This is a genomic window from Litoribacterium kuwaitense, assembly GCF_011058155.1.
Lineage (GTDB): Bacteria > Bacillota > Bacilli > Bacillales > DSM-28697 > Litoribacterium > Litoribacterium kuwaitense.
On sequence record NZ_JAALFC010000033.1, the window covers coordinates 1 to 18,214 of the forward strand.

An 18,214-nucleotide genomic window follows, 5' to 3' on the forward strand; every position below is an offset into this window, starting at 1 on the left:
GCTGCGAAGCGTTTTCAAGCCAGGCTGAGAATGTTGACAAACGCTTTCATCCGTCGTTGCTCGGCTCGCTCATTCTCTCATGAACAAGAGGTTCAATTCGAGTCTTCCCTCGCCATCGCGCCTAGGCTGCGAAGCGTTTTCAAGCTAGGGTGAAGAAGGGAGCGTTAATAGGGATTAAGTCATAAATTGGCTTTATCTATACTTTACGGGGAGCGACAGGCTTCTTCCTTAGGTTGAACAGAAATATAACATAGCGGTTAGAGAAAAAACTTGACTGAAAGCGTTTTTAATATTAACATGAGGTTAAACATAACCAAAACATGACCATAAATTAACCATGTTATTATGGTTGGATGAGGGAGGAAGAACAGATGGCGGAGGTAAGAAATCTAAAGAATTTCATTGATGGAGAGTGGGTTGACAGCAAAACGACTCAATACGAAGACGTATACAACCCTGCAACGAAAGAAATCATTGCGCGAGTGCCGCTCTCTACGAAAGAAGATGTAGAGGATGCAGTCCGTGTGGCGGCAGAAGCTTTTGAAAAGTGGAGAAATGTCCCTGTCCAAAAGCGTGCCCGTGTTTTATTTGCTTTTCAACAATTGTTACAACAAAACAAAGATGAATTGGCTCGTCTAATTACGATTGAAAATGGGAAAAACACGACGGAAGCATTAGGTGAAGTTGGACGTGGAATTGAAAACGTCGAATTTGCCGCAGGTGCTCCAACGTTAATGATGGGTGATTCACTCTCAACCATTGCAACAGATGTTGAAGTGACCAATTATCGTTATCCAATCGGCGTTGTCGGAGGTATTACGCCATTTAACTTCCCGATGATGGTTCCATGCTGGATGTTCCCAATGGCGATTGCTGTCGGCAATACGTTTGTTTTAAAGCCTTCTGAACGCACGCCGCTTCTTACCGAAAAACTGGCTGAATTGCTTACCGAAGCCGGACTTCCAAAAGGTGTCTTTAACATTGTGCATGGCGCCCACGATGTCGTAAACGGCATTTTGGATCATCAAGACGTCAAAGCTGTTTCCTTCGTTGGTTCTAAGCCGGTCGGAGAGTATGTCTACAAGCGCGGCAGCGAAAACTTAAAGCGTGTTCAGGCGCTCACTGGCGCGAAAAACCACTCCATTGTGTTAAACGACGCTGATTTAGATCATGCAACGACTAACGTCATTGCTTCTGCATTCGGATCGGCTGGTGAACGTTGTATGGCTTGCTCAGTCGTTACTGTTGAAGAGGGTGTGGCTGACGAGTTTATCGCCAAGCTCGTTAAGGAATCGAAAAACATGAAAATGGGTAATGGTTTAGATGACGGCGTCTTTCTCGGACCGGTCATCCGTGAGGAAAACAGAAAGCGCACGATCGGTTATATCGAACGAGGCGTTGAAGAAGGTGCGAAGCTTGTCTGTGACGGACGTGAAAATATAACGGATGATGGTTATTTTGTCGGTCCGACGATTTTTGACGACGTGACAACGGATATGACGATTTGGAATGATGAAATCTTTGCACCAGTATTGTCAGTCGTTCGTGTAAACAACTTAAAAGAAGCTGTCGACACAGCGAACAAATCTGAATTTGCGAATGGTGCTTGCTTGTATACGTCTGATGCTTCTTCAATTCGTTACTTCCGTGAAAATATTGATGCCGGAATGCTAGGTATTAACCTAGGTGTACCAGCCCCAATGGCTTTCTTCCCATTCTCTGGCTGGAAATCGTCTTTCTTTGGTACATTGCCAGCGAACGGCAAAGATGGCGTAGAATTTTATACACGCAAAAAAGTGGTTACTGCGAATTATAAAGCACCGTCATTTGAATGAACAAGGTAAGCTGATGGCAGCATCCCCTCACTACAGCATGTAGACAAAGTCGCTTCAGACTTTGTCCACATGCTTTTAAAGAGAAAGTTTAGCTTTTTCGTCGGCAGACAGTTAGGCACGAAGCTGAGCGAATCTCACTTCACCACCTAGGATAAGTGAGATGATAAACTGTGAAGGCAACCGCTTATCAACAGACTGTATTATTGCAATGTAACCGTTATTATTTTATGAATATATAAGGTTTCTTTCATAAAAAAGGAGGAACAGCTTGTGAGTAAATTACTTCGTAAGCCACAGACGAAGGAATTGGCGGAAGGTGTGACTTTAGTCCACGAAGTGACACGTCATGATGCACCTTTGGAATACGTCGGTTTTAAAGTAGTTGATCTAATGCCAGGGGCTAAATATGAAGAAGAGCTTCGCAAAGAAGAGTGTTGTATTGTCGCGTTAACCGGACAAATCAACATCACAGATCATGAACAGGCGTTTAATGATTTAGGCACACGAGAAACCGTTTTTGAAAAGAAACCGACGGATAGTGTTTACGTATCCAATGACCGCTCGTTTCAAGTAGAAGCAGTAAGCCACGCGAGGGTTGCCCTCTGTTATTCTCCGTCAGACGAACAAAAGCCGACAAGATGGATTAAAGCAGAGGAAAACTCGATTGAACAGCGGGGTCAGTACAGCAATAAACGACTCGTCCATAACATCCTTCCTGATTCAGATCCATCTGCCAACAGTCTCTTAGTTGTGGAAGTGTATACAGACAGCGGCAACTGGTCAAGTTACCCACCGCACAAGCATGACCAAGACAATTTGCCAGAGGAGTCGTTTCTTGAGGAAACGTACTACCATGAAATCAACCCTCGTCAAGGCTTTGTCTTTCAGCGTGTGTATACAGATGATCGTTCGCTCGATGAAACGATGTCCGTTGAAAATAGTGATGTCGTCATCGTTCCCGTTGGTTATCATCCCGTCGGTGTTCCGGATGGCTACGAATCTTATTATTTAAACGTGATGGCTGGTCCAACGCGCAAATGGAAGTTTCATAACGACCCAGATCACGAATGGATTTTAGACCGTAAATAACAGTGGGGAGATGAAATGAGGATGAAAGTAGAATTTAAGGAAGACCGTGAGTATGACTTAATTGCGATCGGGCGTGCATGTATTGACCTCAATGCTGTTGAATACAACCGTCCAATGGAAGAAACGATGAACTTTAAAAAATATGTTGGCGGCTCTCCGGCGAATATCGCGATCGGCTCATCAAAGCTTGGCTTAAAGGCAGGTTTTATCGGAAAGCTTGCTGACGATCAGCACGGCCGTTATATCGAGCAATACATGCGCGAAGTCGGCGTGGACACGTCGAATATGCCGATCGACAAAGAAGGACATAAAACAGGGCTGACTTTTACCGAAATTAAAAGCCCAGAAGAATGCAGCATTTTAATGTATCGTGACGAGGTTGCTGATTTATATTTACAGCCGACTGAAGTGGATGAGGCGTATATTAAGCAGGCAAAGGTTTTGCTCGTTTCAGGTACAGGATTGGCGATGAGCCCTTCGCGTGAAGCCGTATTAAAAGCCATCCAACTGGCAAAGAAAAATGAAGTCAAAGTCATTTTTGAGTTAGACTACCGTCCTTATACTTGGGTATCCCCTGAAGAAACATCTGTCTATTATTCATTGGTTGCCGAACAGGCAGATGTTGTTGTCGGTACACGCGATGAATTTGATGTGCTAGAGAACGTAAAAGATGGAAACAACGACAAAACCGTTACTCAGCTTTTCCAACATTCTCCTGAACTCATTGTCATTAAGCATGGCGTCGATGGTTCATACGCGTATGTGAATACAGGTGAAACGTTTAGAGGACATGCGTATAAGACGCAAGTGTTAAAAACCTTTGGAGCCGGTGATTCGTATGCATCTGCATTCATTTACGCATTAATCAATGGACAGGACATTGAAACGGCTTTGAAATACGGTAGTGCATCGGCGGCGATTGTTGTAAGTAAACATAGCTCTTCTGATGCGATGCCGACCGTTGCTGAAATCGAGCAGCTTATTTCTGAACGATCTTGAAAATAATCAATTAGTCAGAGGTGAAATCAATGGGTACGGTTCGTTTAACGACGTCACAAGCTTTAGTCCGTTTTTTAAACCAGCAATACATTCATGTGGATGGTGAAGAATTTCCTTTTGTAGCAGGTGTCTTTAACATTTTTGGGCATGGAAATGTGTTAGGTGTTGGACAAGCACTTGAACAAGATGCTGGGCATTTAAAGGTGATTCAAGGAAAAAATGAACAAGGGATGGCTCATGCGGCAATCGCGTACAGTAAGCAAATGCTCAGACAAAGAATTTACGCGGTGACAACATCGATTGGCCCTGGGGCAGCGAACTTGGCAGCAGCTGCCGGGACTGCGTTAGCGAATCACATTCCTGTTCTATTTCTTCCAGGTGACACTTTTGCTACAAGACAGCCAGATCCCGTTTTACAACAAGTTGAACAAGAATACAGTGCAGCAGTGACGACGAACGATGCGCTCAAGCCGTTATCCCGGTATTGGGATCGCATCACCCGTCCTGAGCAATTAATGTCGAGCTTGCTTCGTGCTTTTGAAGTAATGACAGATCCAGCCAAAGCAGGACCGGCAACAATCTGTCTGTCGCAAGATGTCGAGGGCGAGGCGTACGATTATGACGAAAGCTTTTTTCAAAAGCGTGTGCATTACCTCGACCGCAAGGCACCTGTTCAGCGTGAGTTAACTGGAGCAGCGGAGCGGATTAGAGAAAGCAAAAAGCCTGTGATTGTCGTAGGTGGGGGGGCGAAGTATTCGCAAGCGCGCGATATTTTACGAAAACTCTCCGAAAAACATGAGATTCCCTTGGTTGAAACACAGGCGGGTAAAGCTACAATTGAATCTGATTTTCCTAACAATCTAGGCGGTCTTGGGGTTACAGGAACGATGGCAGCGAACATAGCGGCCCGCAATGCTGATTTAATCATTGGTATTGGCACGAGATATACCGATTTCGCGACCTCTTCTAAAACGGCGTTTCATCCGAAGGCTCAGTTTTTAAATATCAATGTGAGCCGGATGCAGGCGTACAAATTAGATGCTTTCCAAGTCGTAGCTGACGCTAAAGCCGCTTTAGAGCAGCTGGAACCATTGTTAGAAGGGTACAAGTCGACTTTTGGAAGCGACATTAGCGCATTAAAAGACGAGTGGGCGAAAGAACGGGCGCGTTTAAGCAAAGTAGCCTTTAAACGTGAGGACTTTGTCCCTGAAGTCAAAGAGCATTTCGCTCAAGACGTATTAAATGAATATGCAGATGCGCTCGACACTGACTTTGCCCAAACGACGGCATTAATCACAGTAAACGAGACCATTGATTCAGACAGCATTATTGTCACTGCTTCTGGTTCATTACCTGGCGACGTGCAACGCATTTGGAACCCAACAGTTGCAAATACGTACAACGTAGAATACGGGTATTCATGTATGGGTTACGAAATATCGGGTGCTCTAGGTGCGAAGTTGGCTGAGCCTCATAAAGAAGTGTACGCCCTTGCAGGAGATGGCAGCTTTTTAATGCTTCATTCCGAATTCATTACAGCGATTCAATACAATCAAAAAATCAATATACTGCTTTTCGATAATGCTGGCTTTGGCTGCATTAATAACTTGCAAATGGGTAATGGCGGTGGAACGTATTGCACGGAATTTAGAACCCATGACAATCAAGTGTTAAATATTGATTATGCTAAGGTCGCTGAAGGGTACGGCGCGAAAGTTTATCGTGCCAATACGGTCGAAGATTTAAAAGCCGCTTTGACAGATGCAAAAAAACAAACGCGTTCGACATTGATTGAAATGAAGGTTCTTCCGAAAACGATGACTGAAGGATATGAGAGCTGGTGGAATGTCGGGATTGCCGAAGTGTCAGAAAAAGAAGCGATTCAACAAGCTCATAAAAACATTGAAGAAATGAGGAAACAGGCGAAGCAGTATTAAAATCGCTTAGTGAAACAGAGAGGTGAATCGGGATGACAACTTCAGTCACAAAACTAGTCTCCATGCGAGATATGCTACTGAATGCGAAAGAAGAAAAATACGCAGTAGGGCAATTTAATATCAACAGTTTTCAATGGGCTGAGGCGATTCTTGAAGCAGCTGAAGAGGAGCGGTCTCCTGTCATTGTGGCATCGTCAGATCGTCTCGTCGACTATTTAGGCGGTTTTAAAACAATTGCAACGATGGTTGATCGAATTGTCGAGCAAAAGAACATCTCAGTCCCAGTTGCTTTACATTTAGATCATGGACAGAGTGTAGCGCGGTGTAAAGAGGCGATTGATGCTGGGTATACATCTGTCATGATTGATGGATCTCATAGCCCCATTAATGACAACATTGCGATGACAAAAGAAGTTGTGGATTATGCCAAGCGTTATCACGTATCAGTGGAAGCTGAGGTTGGAACTGTTGGTGGCAATGAAGATGGACTGATTGGCGGAATTATGTATGCAGATCCGCACGAATGTTTACGAATTGTTCAAGAAGCGCACATTGATGCCCTTGCTGCTGCTCTCGGATCAGTACATGGACCGTATCAAGGTGAGCCGAAGTTAGGCTTTACAGAAATGAAGGAAATCGCTGATATGACTGATGTGCCGCTTGTGCTCCACGGAGGTTCGGGTATTCCTCCTCAGCAAATTCAACAAGCCATAGCGCTTGGACATGCAAAGATTAATGTGAATACGGAATGCTTGCAAGCGTGGACAAATGCGGTACGCCAAGTACTTGAAAACGACCACGACGTTTATGATGCCCGTACCATCCTTACACCAGGAAAAGCGGCTGTAAAAGACACTGTGAAGGCAAAAATAAGAGAATTTTGCTCCAGCAATAAAGCATAAAGGTAATGGGTGTCTACAAGGTTAGCCTGTTGACAAACGCTTTCATCCGTTGTTGCTTGCGTCACTCTAAAATTAATAAAAAACATCCATTTTGATAAAAGATAATCAAAATGGATGCTTCTTTAGCATTTTTCATTTTGGTTTTTATAGAAAAGTTTGATCATTTTTTATTTTTACTGCGTAACTCCATAAAAGTGCCTGATTGTTGAAGACCGTTCCAACATTATTGCCAAGGAAAAAAGGCACACCGTTGTTCAATAAGATTAAAAAGAGATTTAGTTACCAATTCTATTTATTTGAACTAATATAAAACTGCTAAGTTGATTTTTTAGCTCAGCTATTTAATGAATTCATTAATTGGAAGAAGTACTCAGGTTTATGAGTCTTATTTAGGTTATACCATGAATGTAATGTGTCGGGTGCAAATACATCTAATTTTTCAGTACTTCTATCGTAAATTCTAGAGGTGCTACTCCTGATGCAGTAATCAGATTCTCATCAGATACTGCAGGTCTCATCTCATGAAATTGTTCTCCTTTATAATGAGGACAGACCATTTTAATATACTCTAAGTCATTGCTTGTGTGTTTTCTAGAATCTAAGTATCCCATATTCGCAAGGGCCTCAGTTGCACCACAAATTGCAGCAACAATAGTACCAAGCTTTAAAGCTTCGTCAATTCTTTTTAAGATAGGTTGATGAATATCTTCTCTCCAAGTAGTCCCTCCAGGTAAGACTAAAAGATCGTTGCTCTCAAGTGTACATTCGTCAACAGAAATATCTGGTAGTATGCTCAGCCCTCCCATCGTAGTAATCATTTCTTTATTCGTTCCTACTGTCACTACTTCTAAAGGGGGTAAACTTTTTTTGAAATATCTTCCGGAATTTAGTTCAGCAATTAAATATCCATATTCCCAGTCTGACATTGTATTAAATACATAAAGATAAACTTTTTTTGTTTGCATTCAATAACGCTCCAATCACAATTAATATAGCCTATTATAATATAACTTCCCTGACAGATAACGTCAGGGAAGTGATCATACTTGATGAAATTTTATTAATTCCGACAGAACTTCAATAAGTCTTTGCTTAAGACTTATTGGCTCAATAATTTGAATAGATTTACCGTACGGCAAAAGTAGATGAGGTACATATGTATGTAGCATATCTTTTTCGAGAAGAAATACTGCTTGAGTTGAGGTCCGTTCTTGTAAATAATGTCCCAAAAACCAATGTTGGCAAACATCATCCAACGCCCTTTTGTTTCCATTTATAACCAAAGGGATAATTCCTTCCTTACCTTCTATAGTTGGAAGGAGATTGTCCATAAAAAAGTCACGTGCTGAAAAATTTTCTGGTCGGTTAAACTTATTTTCCGTTAGCATTAAGCTTTCAATTCGATCTACTCTAAAGCTACGGATATCATTCCTAAGGTGACAAAATCCAATCACATACCACTTATTATTCCAATAAATAATTCTATAAGGATCAACCAATCTAAATGTTGATTGTTCTTCTTCGCCACATTTAAGGTATAGAATTTTTACAGAGTATCCGTCAGCTACTGCCTGCTCCACCTCCTTCAAGGAAGGCTCCAGTGAGATGGAGCTTAATCGACTTATTACTTCAAGACTGGTAAAACGTTGGTTTATCTTTGTTTCCTGTTCTTGATTTGAATATCTGCTTAGCTTTGATATTGCCTTATTTAGTGCTTCACCTCCATAATATCCGGCTTCTTCTGCAAAAACAGCAGCGTGAAATAGTGAGGTTTGTTCCTCAAAATCAAAAAAAAGAGGAGCGTCAATAAAATTGTTTAATAAAGTGTATCCACCGTTATGGCCTGTTTCTGAAACTATAGGTACTCCACTTGTTGAAAGTGTATCAATATAACGATACACAGTCCTTATATTCATTTCTAACCTTTCTGAAATTTGTTTTGCAGTAATTTTTTTACTTGAATTAAGCATCCATAGAATGGCTAGTATATTGTCAATTTTAGGCATATAAATCCACCTCCAGGTGAGAACGAAAAACTTCAGTAATATCCCGTTTCAGAGCGTCGACTGTTGTAAACTGATTCATAGGAAGACCTTCTTTCTTTGAATTGGTGTTGTGGTAACTTCATTCTACAAGAAAAGGTCTTCCTTTTTGTCATTTACACAAGATATTTTACGCTCTCCTAAAATAACGATGTATATCACCTGTGAAAGAGAGGGCTTTACATGATTAAAAGGGTAGAGCATGTTGCGATTATGGCAACCGATATGGAAGAGTCAATTGCTTTTTATGAGAATTTACTAGGCTTTCAGACGCGGATTAAGGTGAACCGTGGGGATAAAGAGATCGTTTTTTTAACACACGACGGTCTTCCAGGTTTTGAAATCGAGCTTATCCGTGATGTGCAGCAAGAAATTAAATACTCAGCTGATGGTTTAGTCAATCATGTCGCTTTTGTTGTAGATGATGTGGAGCAGGTGATGAAAAAGCTTCAACAAGAAGGGATTCGCTTTCACGCGAAGCATCCGAAAGAAGGCATTGGCCGAAAAACGATTCGTTTTCAAGGACCGAATGGAGAAACGTTGCAATTCGTAGGGGAAAGACACTCGAGTCAAGAGTAAACGGAGCCAACAGTTGGTGATGTGATGGAGGTTTGTTGAGTATCGACAGGACAGGTCACTGCAATCACGTAGGTTTTGCTGCGCTGACGATTCTGCGAAAATGATGTTGAACATTTGAAAAAAGCATTGACTGAAAACGCTTTACATATTAATATTAGATGTGCAAATGATCAAAAGTTAACCAAAAGATAACAACACGTTCATAATTTTAGTCACATGACGTCAAATAATCTCCGAGTCATCAGAGGACTGTTTGTGAAAGCGTTTTTGTACAGCTTCAGAGAGGGAGGAAGTAGATGGGAAATATTCGCGTAGGGATCGTTGGGTTAGGTAGACTTGGACGAATTCATGCTGAAAATATTGCGAACCATGTTCCGGGGTCTGTCTTGCAAGCGAGTTGCAGCATTAACCCAGAAGACTTGGCTTTTGCTAAAGAGTCATTTAATGTGTCTGAAACATATCGGACGTTTGAAGAGATGATCGAGAGCCCTAATCTTGACGCTGTTTGTATCGTTTCTCCTTCCGATTTTCATCCAGAACATATTCGTCAAGCCATGGACAAGGGGTTACATGTATTTTGTGAAAAGCCGATTGGGTTAGATGTTGCTGACATTAAACAGACGATCGATGTGATTAAAGCGCACCCGAGTCAGATTTTTCAACTTGGTTTTATGAGACGTTACGATGAGTCTTATCAATACGCGAAAAAAATGGTGGATGAAGGTCAGCTCGGGGAATTAACGGTCATTCGTTGTTACGGCATTGACCCAAGCTCAGGGTTAGAACAGTTCGTTAAGTTTGCAGGGGCAAGTAAAAGTGGTGGTTTATTTGCCGACATGTCTATTCACGACATAGATTTAGTGCGTTGGTTTACGAAAAAAGAAGTCAGTCGAGTATGGGCGATGGGAAAAAATGCGGCCTACCCGGCGTTGGATCAAGTGAACGAGCTGGAAACTGGAGCAGCGATGATGCAGTTAACAGATCAAACGATGGCCATTTTAGTTGCAGGTAGGAATGCTATTCACGGATATCATGTGGAAACAGAGCTGATCGGAACGAAAGGCATGCTGCGAGTCGCTGCGCAGCCTGAAAAGAACTTAGTCACCGTTTTTGATGAGCATGGGGCGGTGCGACCGATGTCTGAACATTTTTCTGAGCGCTTCAAGGAAGCTTTTATCAATGAAATGAAGGAATTTATTGCTTGTATTAAAGAATGCCGCCAGCCGGAAGTGTCGGCATTTGACGGTCTACAGAGCACACGGGTGGCCATTGCTTGTCAAAAGTCTGTTGAAACAAGTCAAATCATTGACGTTCAATATGAGTTACACCATAGCTAATCACGTGAAGCGACGTAGAGATTGAGATCGTTTGGAGGGTTACTGTATGGGATTAGAAGGTAAGATAAAATTTGGCTGCGCCCCGATCGCTTGGACGAATGACGATATGCCGGAATTAGGCAGCGAAAATTCATTTGAACAGTGCATTAGCGAAATGGCTTTGGCTGGATATACAGGGACGGAAATTGGCAATAAGTACCCGAGAGATCCAGAAGTGTTAAAAAGATATTTACAGCCGCGAAACCTTGAAGTAGCGAGTGCATGGTTTAGCGCGTTTTTAACGACAAAACCATTTGCCGAGACAAAAGAAGCCTTTATCGCCCATCGTGATTTTTTAGCGGCAATGGGTGCTAAGGTCATTGTCGTTTCAGAACAAGGACATAGCATTCAAGGACAAATGGAGACACCGTTGTTTCAAAAAAAGCCAGTATTCACTGATGAAGAATGGAAGCGGTTAACAGAAGGGCTTGAGGCTTTAGGTGATTTAGCTGCTGAAAGAGGAATGGCGATCGTGTATCACCATCATATGGGAACAGGTGTGCAAACGACAGCGGAAATTGAGCGTCTTATGGAAAATACCAATCCTGAAAAAGTGTCTTTATTGTTTGATACAGGTCATCTTGTGTTTTCTGGTGAGGATCCACTGGATGTTTTCCAAAAGTATCATTCCCGGATTAAACATATTCATTTTAAAGATATCCGCTCAACGATTGCTCAAGATGTTAAGGAAAAGAGAATCAGCTTTTTAAACGCTGTTAAAAAAGGAGCGTTTACTGTACCGGGGGATGGAGTTATTCATTTTGAGCCAATTTTGCAAGCGATTAAAGAAAGCGGTTATGAGGGATGGATCGTTGTTGAGGCTGAACAAGACCCCGCGCAGGCGAATCCCTTTGAATATGCATTAAAAGCAAGGCTGTACATCAAGCAAATTTTAAGCAGCATGCGAACGGCATCCAAATAAACGCACAGGCTGTTTCACGGTGCACCATAGAAGATTAAACGCTCTAAACGAAGGGGGAAGCGGCCTTGGATATGTTTTCGATCCTTATTTTTATCGTAATTGTAGGAACGATTGGTATTTTTGCTTTTAAGAAAAGTCGGGCTGTTGACAATAACAGTGCGGATGGGTATTTTTTAGGCGGTCGCAGTTTGACGGGAGTGACGATTGCCGGAGCTATTATTATGACCAACCTCTCGACTGAGCAAATTGTCGGTCAAAATGGTCAAAGCTATGTCGGCGGTATGGAAGTAATGGCATGGGAAGTGACTTCTGCGATTGCCTGTGTCTTATTGGCGCTCGTTTTTTTGCCGAAATATTTGAAATATGGTGTCAGTACAGTTTCAGATTTCATCGAGATTCGCTATGATACGGCAACAAAGAGGGTTGTCTCCGCACTATTTATTTTTACGTATATGACGTCTTTTTTACCGGTTGTTTTGTACTCTGGTTCACTCGTCTTTAATAAAATTTTTCGTGTGGATCAAGCGCTTGGCGTTGACAAGCTTGTAGCCGTAGGTTTAATTGCGGCAGTCATCGGCGTTATTGGTCTTCTCTATTTACTGATTGGTGGTCTTTCTTTAAGTGCGTTTAGTGATACGATATATGGTGTTGCTCTGCTTGTCATTGGACTGTCGATTCCTGTGTTTGGCTTAATCGTTTTAGGCGATGGTCACTTTTTAAACGGTATGAAGACAGTCAAAGACCAAACGCCACATTTGTTAAATGCTATCGGACCGGTTGATTCTACGATTGTACCGTGGCCAACATTGTTTATGGGCATGCTCTTTAACAACTTATTTTTCTGGTGTACCAATCAAATGATTGTCCAAAAGACGCTCGCTGGAAAAAGTTTGAAGGAAGGGCAGAAAGGCGCTTTATATGTTGCTTTCTTCAAAATTTTTGGTGCATTGTTTTTAGTTTTTCCTGGAATCATCGGCTTTAATTTGCTAGGTGATGGCTTAGTTAATGCAGACGATGTTTACCCTTCATTAGTGACGGCGGTATTGCCGCAATGGGGCTATGGGATCTTTGCTGCGGTTATTTTTGGCGCGATTTTAAGTTCATTTGTAGGGGCACTCAATGCGACCGCGACCTTGTTTACCCTTGACTTTTATAAGCCAATGATTAAAAAAGATGCGACAGATCAACAAGTGGCTCGAGCAGGAAAATTTGTAACCATCATTGTCGGTTTAATTTCGGTAACGATTGCACCGTTTATTTCCTTTGCTCCAGCTGGGTTATACGCGGTCGTCCAAGAATTTAATGGCATTTATAGCATGCCGTTACTTGCGCTTGTTGTACTTGGCTTTTATTCTAAATACGTAACCGCTTTCGCAGCTAAAGTAACGTTTGCTTTTCACATTATTATTTATGGTTTATCCAAAATTTTCTTAGACGACGTTCATTATTTATATGTATTAGGCTATCTGTTTTTAGCTGACGTGTTTGTCATGTGGTTCATCGGAAAGATGAAACCGCTTCACAAGCCATTTGCTTTTGAAGAGGACACGAATAAAGTGGATCTTACACCTTGGAAACATCGAAAGTGGGTTTCTGTGGTCGTCATTATTACGATGGTCGGCACGTATCTCTTCTTTTCACCTTGGGGGATTGCCTCATAATTGAACTTAGATAATGAAAGGGTTGAAAATTTTTGAGCGAGATCGTAGTAGGAATTATTGGCGCGGGGAGAATAGGAAAACTACACTTAAACAATATGAAACATATGAGTAACGTTCGTATTAAAGCTGTTTCTGATGTGTTCGCCGATCAAATGGGTGATTTAGGCGTTGAACGGATGACAAAGGATTATCAAGAGATCATTCAAGACCCGGAAATCCAAGTGATTTTCATCTGTTCGCCGACAGATACACATACGACGATCATTAAAGAAGCAGCAAGAGCCGGAAAACATATTTTCTGTGAGAAGCCGATTAGCTTTTCTGATGAGGAAACGCTTGAAGCTTATGAGGTTGTGAAAGAAGCGGGAGTCAAGTTTCAAATCGGCTTTAACCGAAGATTTGACCGGAATTTCAGCAAAGTGAGAAGCATTGTCGAAGCGAAGCAAATTGGTGACCTTCACGTTTTAAAAATAACGTCTAGAGATCCTGAGCCGCCGCCATTGGAGTATGTGCTTCGTTCTGGAGGCCTTTTTGCTGACATGAGTATTCATGATTTTGACATGGCTCGCTTTATTACCAATTCTGAAGTCATAGAGGTATTTGCCCAAGGAGGAGCACTCGTCAACCCGAAAATTGCTGAAGTTGGCGATATTGATACCGCGATCATTCACCTTAAATTTGCGAATGGAGCGCTTGGTGTCATTGATAATAGTCGCCAAGCAGTATACGGTTATGATCAACGATTAGAGGCGTTTGGATCAGAAGGTTCGGCCAATGTGAAAAACGAAGCAGCGTCACGCATAGAGATGTTCGCGAAAGATGGCATTAAGGAAGATAACCCATATCACTTTTTCTTGGAAAGATATAACGATGCTTACATTCAAGAGGTGAGCGATTTCATGACCGCAATTGAACAAGACAAAGAGGTCACGTGTGGTTTTGTTGATGGAATCATGGCACAGCGCATTGCGATCGCGGCGAAAAAATCGATTGACACGGGAATGCCAGTCCAGGTTGAACAATTAAATTCACTTGTTCTTGAATAAGAAAAGGAGTTTGCCTTATGCCACTCATTCGTTTAGATGTAATCGAAGGACGAAGCAAAGAAGAATTAAAAACACTGTTAGATGCTGTTCATCGGGCTGTTGTAGAAGCTTTTGCTGTTCCAGAAAGGGATCGTTATCAAATTGTGACCCAGCATCCCCCACATGAGATGATTATAGAAGATACAGGTCTCGGTTTTGCAAGAAGCCAAAACGTTGTTGTCATTAGCGTGACGAGTACGCAGCGAAGTGACCGTCAAAAAAAGGAATTCTACAACTTGCTCGTGCAAAAGCTTGGAGATCAATGTGGAATTGAGCCAAATGATATTATGGTATCAATTGTTACCAATGGTGCAGGAGAATGGAGTTTTGGCTTTGGTGAAGCCCAGTTCCTCACCGGGAAATTATAAAAGATGAAGCCGTCTCTTAAAGGGAAGACATTTCCACTGAAGAGACGGCTTTTTTAGTTTAATTGGCGATGACGATCTCAAGGTTGTTTTCCTTGGCATAGTTTACATATTCCTCACTGGGCTCTTGATTGGTGATGAGGTGATCGATTTCGTCAAGCCCACAATAGGTCATCAAGCCATATTTGCCAAATTTATCATGGTCAATGAGGAGAAAGACATCGTGACATTTTTGCACGACCATTTGTTTGACATCTGTTTCTAATGGAGAAGCATTGGTAACGCCACTTGTTAGTGAAATACCGGTTGACGCCATGAAAGCTTTATTTATATTGTATGTTCTTAACATGTCAATATTTTGCGGGCTTCCTAAAGAGTTGGTTTTTCTTTCTAAAACACCGCCAATCGAAATAATATTTAAATTTTTGTAAGGAAGTGAACGTACGATAAATTCAATGTTATTTGTAATGATCGTTAAGTTCTTTTCGTAGAGATGTTCAAACATCTCAATCGTCGTTGTCCCTGAATCGATAAAAATCACATCACCATCTTCGACGTATTGAGCCGCTTTTTTCCCAATCAACGTTTTTTCTATTTGATTGCGTACTTTTCGTTCTTGAAAAGACTCAAGATTTTTCGGTTTAACGGCAACGCCGCCATATACTTTTTTAAACAATCCGTTTTCTACTAATTCTTGTACATCTCTGCGGATCGTGTTTTTAGACACTTGGAAGACGGTCACAAGCTCATCTAATGAAGCAGATTCTTTTTCTAAAATATACTCTTCAATTTTTTTAATCCGTTGTTCTTTTATCATTTATTTCACCTTAGCCTTCGATAAATGCATATCTTTTTATAAAAATGGTTCAATACATGACTTTTAGAAAGCATGTATCATGCAGATGATTGCAAAAGTAACTTACCCACGTATGCTTATCTCAGAGACTTGCTCGTTCATTCAAAGGGGAAATAGGGTCACTTGACTAAAGATCCCTAATACATAAATATACCATGACAATATCGTCTAGGGGAATATAAATAAGCACTTAGCGTTTTGTAGAAAAATCGCCATTCATCAGTGCGCTCTATATCGTTTGCAGGAACGTTATGTGTTTAGTGTTTTTACGCGATTTTGGTGGTATATATATTATTCGACTTTTATGCTTTAAAACCTTTGATTGATTCACATGAATCAGGACGAAAAACATGAAAAAGTACGTCGTTTTGTTCGATAGGGATGGCTTAAAAAATGATTCATTAAAGCGCAATAATTCTATGAGTGATATGCGAATAGACATTGAAAAAAAGAACAGTTAACAGATAGGAAATAGTAAAAGCCTGTGATCAAAGTGACCACAGGGTGTTTTATTATCTCTTTTGAATGCGCATCATTGAAGTAGCGCCTTTTAGAAATTCGTAAGGTACTGGTTCAATCGTTACTTTATGACCAAGAGCTATTGCAAGCTGTTTACATGGTTCAAAACTTTTGGACGCTTTGCCGTGTAGACCGACCAAAGGATAAATGCGCAGTTCCTTTCGGCAAACGCGCAAGAGTTCCTCAAGTGATCGTGTGTGAAATGTAACGTCAAAGTGATCGTCATACAAAAAGAGAAAATGGGCTGATAAAACGAGATCAAAATGCTCGTCTGAAAAAGGTAAATGCGGTAATGTAGCTTCAATATAGCGAGCTGGATACGCTAAACGGTCAGCGATGGCTGTTTTTAATGCGGTCATTCGCTCTTTTGCTAATCCTTCAATATTGCCATACTCAGTCCACACGTAACGATCTTGTGTAGGAAGCATTGCTTCTTTAATCGTTTCAAGGTCTATGAGTCCTTTTGCGTGCAGGTCTTCAGCAGTAAACGCATACGCGACGTCACTCGCTACAGCATGAATGCCTTTCGCAGCTGCTTCCGCTGTAAAACTGCAAACACCGGCAGGACAATCCAACACAGTTTGATTAATCAGGTCAGCTTCATTTAAAGCAAACATTCGGACATACTCATGAAAGGTGCGACCAATACAAACGACATCCTCTAGTACCATTCCTCGGCTCATCTCGGCTCTTCTCCTCTCAAATCCTTGCAATTTTATAAAAATATAGCGAAGTATCTTTGTCATGTCAATATAACTAAACATGTTCAATCATATTGATAACCACTTTTATCCAACGTTTTTCTATCGCTTCATTTGAGCAAAAACAAAAGTCTCTGTCATATGTTCACTGTCATTTTTAAGCAATCACTGAAACTGTTCTGCAGATGAGTCACATAGAGGTTTGTAAATAAAGCGTTTGGTGAAGAGTACCATCAGTCATCATCAGTGCCCGTTAAAAGTCATTTCGCTTGTGACGAGCGCTTAACTCATCCTTGTTTAAATATGCAAATCCAAGAAAAGACAAAATGTTGAACAGAGCGTGACAAATACGATCACAAAGCGGTTTGAGCATAGTCATGCGTTTACAAAAACGAGCGAACAATGTACGCTTAAATGTATCTTACAGGTGTTGTACTGTGTTTTAAAGATGAGAGGAGTCAACATGAAACCAATTTCTATTGTAACCGATTCGACTATTGACTTACCGAGTCACTTATTCAAGGGGCTTCCTGTGCATATCGTTCCTTTGACATTAGAGCTTGACGGTCAATCTTATACAGACGGTGTAGATTTAGATGCGACGTCTTTTTTAGAAAAGCTAAAGCAGAGTGTAGCATTGCCGAAAACATCACAACCTCGTCCAGGGTCTTTTTTAGATATATATAATGCATTGGCAGAGAAAGGTCATGACGTCCTTTCTATTCACTTATCTGGAAGGCTCAGCGGGACGGTTGAGGGGGCGAGTATGGCTGCAAATGAAAGCAATGCAAATGTTACTGTCATAGACTCTCTCTTTACATCGAGTGCCCTCGGCTTTCAAGTGCTGGAAGCAGCGATGATGGCTCAAGAAAAAAAGCCAATGGAAGAGATCGTCAAACGGCTAGAAGACATTAAAAATGCGACTTCGCTATATATTATGGTCGATACGCTAGAATATTTGAAAAAAGGTGGTCGGATTGGCCGCGTGAAGGCTTTGCTTGGTTCGATAATGAACATTAAGCCAGTTGCCCGTCTTGAAGACGGCGGGTTATCACCGATTCAATCTGTCCGAACGCATTCACAAATGATTAAGCTGTTTGTTAAACGATTTCAAAAAGAAACGATCGGTCGTCGGGTTGGAAGAGTATCGATTGCTCATGCTGGCACAAAAGAGCTGGCTCTCCGTTTATTGGACCGGTTACGAAGTGAAACCGATGCAGAAATCCATATTGTCGAAACGACGCCCATTATTACATCGCATACTGGTCCTGGTGGCGTTGCGCTTATGTATTATACAGATGAAATGTAGCCGTATTTGTCTATGTGAACAACCACCACATAGACAT

General features: G+C 41.5%; 15 protein-coding genes and 1 pseudogene. 12 read left to right on the plus strand and 4 right to left on the minus strand.

Features of this window, described 5'->3' with window-relative positions; translation table 11 throughout:
* The first annotated feature begins 371 nt into the window (after positions 1-371).
* The 5 genes from G4V62_RS14450 (at position 372) to fba (ending at position 6,762) form a co-directional block, all read left to right on the plus strand.
* Positions 372-1,835, plus strand: coding sequence for a CoA-acylating methylmalonate-semialdehyde dehydrogenase (locus G4V62_RS14450; RefSeq protein WP_165203396.1), 1,464 nt, complete (start codon positions 372-374; stop codon positions 1,833-1,835).
* A gap of 270 nt (positions 1,836-2,105) precedes the next feature.
* The gene (gene iolB, locus G4V62_RS14455) at positions 2,106-2,924 is read left to right on the plus strand and encodes a 5-deoxy-glucuronate isomerase (protein ID WP_165203398.1); all 819 of its coding nucleotides are present in this window, start codon (positions 2,106-2,108) and stop codon (positions 2,922-2,924) included.
* 21 nt (positions 2,925-2,945) lie between these two features.
* On the plus strand, positions 2,946-3,923 hold the full coding sequence (gene iolC / locus G4V62_RS14460; RefSeq protein WP_165203400.1) for a 5-dehydro-2-deoxygluconokinase: 978 nt from the start codon (positions 2,946-2,948) through the stop codon (positions 3,921-3,923).
* 29 nt (positions 3,924-3,952) lie between these two features.
* Positions 3,953-5,860, plus strand: a complete 1,908-nt coding sequence (iolD, locus tag G4V62_RS14465) for a 3D-(3,5/4)-trihydroxycyclohexane-1,2-dione acylhydrolase (decyclizing) (RefSeq protein ID WP_165203403.1) — start codon at positions 3,953-3,955, stop codon at positions 5,858-5,860.
* A gap of 32 nt (positions 5,861-5,892) precedes the next feature.
* The gene (gene fba, locus G4V62_RS14470) at positions 5,893-6,762 is read left to right on the plus strand and encodes a class II fructose-1,6-bisphosphate aldolase (protein ID WP_165203405.1); all 870 of its coding nucleotides are present in this window, start codon (positions 5,893-5,895) and stop codon (positions 6,760-6,762) included.
* A gap of 333 nt (positions 6,763-7,095) precedes the next feature.
* Here the strand turns inward: fba and G4V62_RS14475 are convergent.
* Both G4V62_RS14475 and G4V62_RS14480 read right to left on the minus strand, forming a co-directional pair.
* Positions 7,096-7,727: pseudogene (locus tag G4V62_RS14475) on the minus strand (type 1 glutamine amidotransferase family protein).
* Positions 7,728-7,802: 75 nt separating this feature from the next.
* A complete protein-coding gene (locus G4V62_RS14480; protein WP_165203407.1) occupies positions 7,803-8,768 on the minus strand; it encodes a helix-turn-helix transcriptional regulator in 966 nt (321 codons plus the stop codon).
* 219 nt (positions 8,769-8,987) lie between these two features.
* Here G4V62_RS14480 and G4V62_RS14485 point away from each other — a divergent pair, with 219 nt between their 5' ends.
* The 6 genes from G4V62_RS14485 to G4V62_RS14510 all read left to right on the plus strand — a co-directional run bounded on the left by G4V62_RS14485 (position 8,988) and on the right by G4V62_RS14510 (position 14,795).
* Positions 8,988-9,383, plus strand: a complete 396-nt coding sequence (locus tag G4V62_RS14485) for a VOC family protein (protein ID WP_165203409.1) — start codon at positions 8,988-8,990, stop codon at positions 9,381-9,383.
* Positions 9,384-9,679: 296 nt separating this feature from the next.
* The gene (gene iolG, locus G4V62_RS14490) at positions 9,680-10,720 is read left to right on the plus strand and encodes an inositol 2-dehydrogenase (RefSeq protein ID WP_165203411.1); all 1,041 of its coding nucleotides are present in this window, start codon (positions 9,680-9,682) and stop codon (positions 10,718-10,720) included.
* Between the two features lie 46 nt (positions 10,721-10,766).
* Positions 10,767-11,681, plus strand: a complete 915-nt coding sequence (gene iolE / locus G4V62_RS14495) for a myo-inosose-2 dehydratase (protein ID WP_165203413.1) — start codon at positions 10,767-10,769, stop codon at positions 11,679-11,681.
* A 65-nt stretch (positions 11,682-11,746) separates the two neighbouring features.
* The gene (locus tag G4V62_RS14500; protein ID WP_165203415.1) at positions 11,747-13,342 is read left to right on the plus strand and encodes a solute:sodium symporter family transporter; all 1,596 of its coding nucleotides are present in this window, start codon (positions 11,747-11,749) and stop codon (positions 13,340-13,342) included.
* A 32-nt stretch (positions 13,343-13,374) separates the two neighbouring features.
* Positions 13,375-14,388, plus strand: coding sequence for an inositol 2-dehydrogenase (gene iolG / locus G4V62_RS14505; RefSeq protein ID WP_165203417.1), 1,014 nt, complete (start codon positions 13,375-13,377; stop codon positions 14,386-14,388).
* A gap of 17 nt (positions 14,389-14,405) precedes the next feature.
* A complete protein-coding gene (locus G4V62_RS14510; RefSeq protein ID WP_165203419.1) occupies positions 14,406-14,795 on the plus strand; it encodes a tautomerase family protein in 390 nt (129 codons plus the stop codon).
* Positions 14,796-14,853: 58 nt separating this feature from the next.
* Here the strand turns inward: G4V62_RS14510 and G4V62_RS14515 are convergent, their stop codons facing one another.
* Both G4V62_RS14515 and G4V62_RS14520 read right to left on the minus strand, forming a co-directional pair.
* Positions 14,854-15,609 (minus strand): DeoR/GlpR family DNA-binding transcription regulator, encoded by a 756-nt coding sequence (locus tag G4V62_RS14515; RefSeq protein WP_165203421.1) that lies wholly within the window; start codon positions 15,607-15,609, stop codon positions 14,854-14,856.
* 551 nt (positions 15,610-16,160) lie between these two features.
* Positions 16,161-16,850: a class I SAM-dependent methyltransferase gene (locus G4V62_RS14520; RefSeq protein ID WP_165203423.1), complete on the minus strand. Its 690-nt coding sequence runs from the start codon at positions 16,848-16,850 to the stop codon at positions 16,161-16,163.
* Between the two features lie 481 nt (positions 16,851-17,331).
* Here G4V62_RS14520 and G4V62_RS14525 point away from each other — a divergent pair, with 481 nt between their 5' ends.
* Complete coding sequence (locus G4V62_RS14525) at positions 17,332-18,177, plus strand: fatty acid kinase binding subunit FakB (RefSeq protein WP_165203425.1); 846 nt, start codon at positions 17,332-17,334, stop codon at positions 18,175-18,177.
* Positions 18,178-18,214 lie beyond the last annotated feature (37 nt).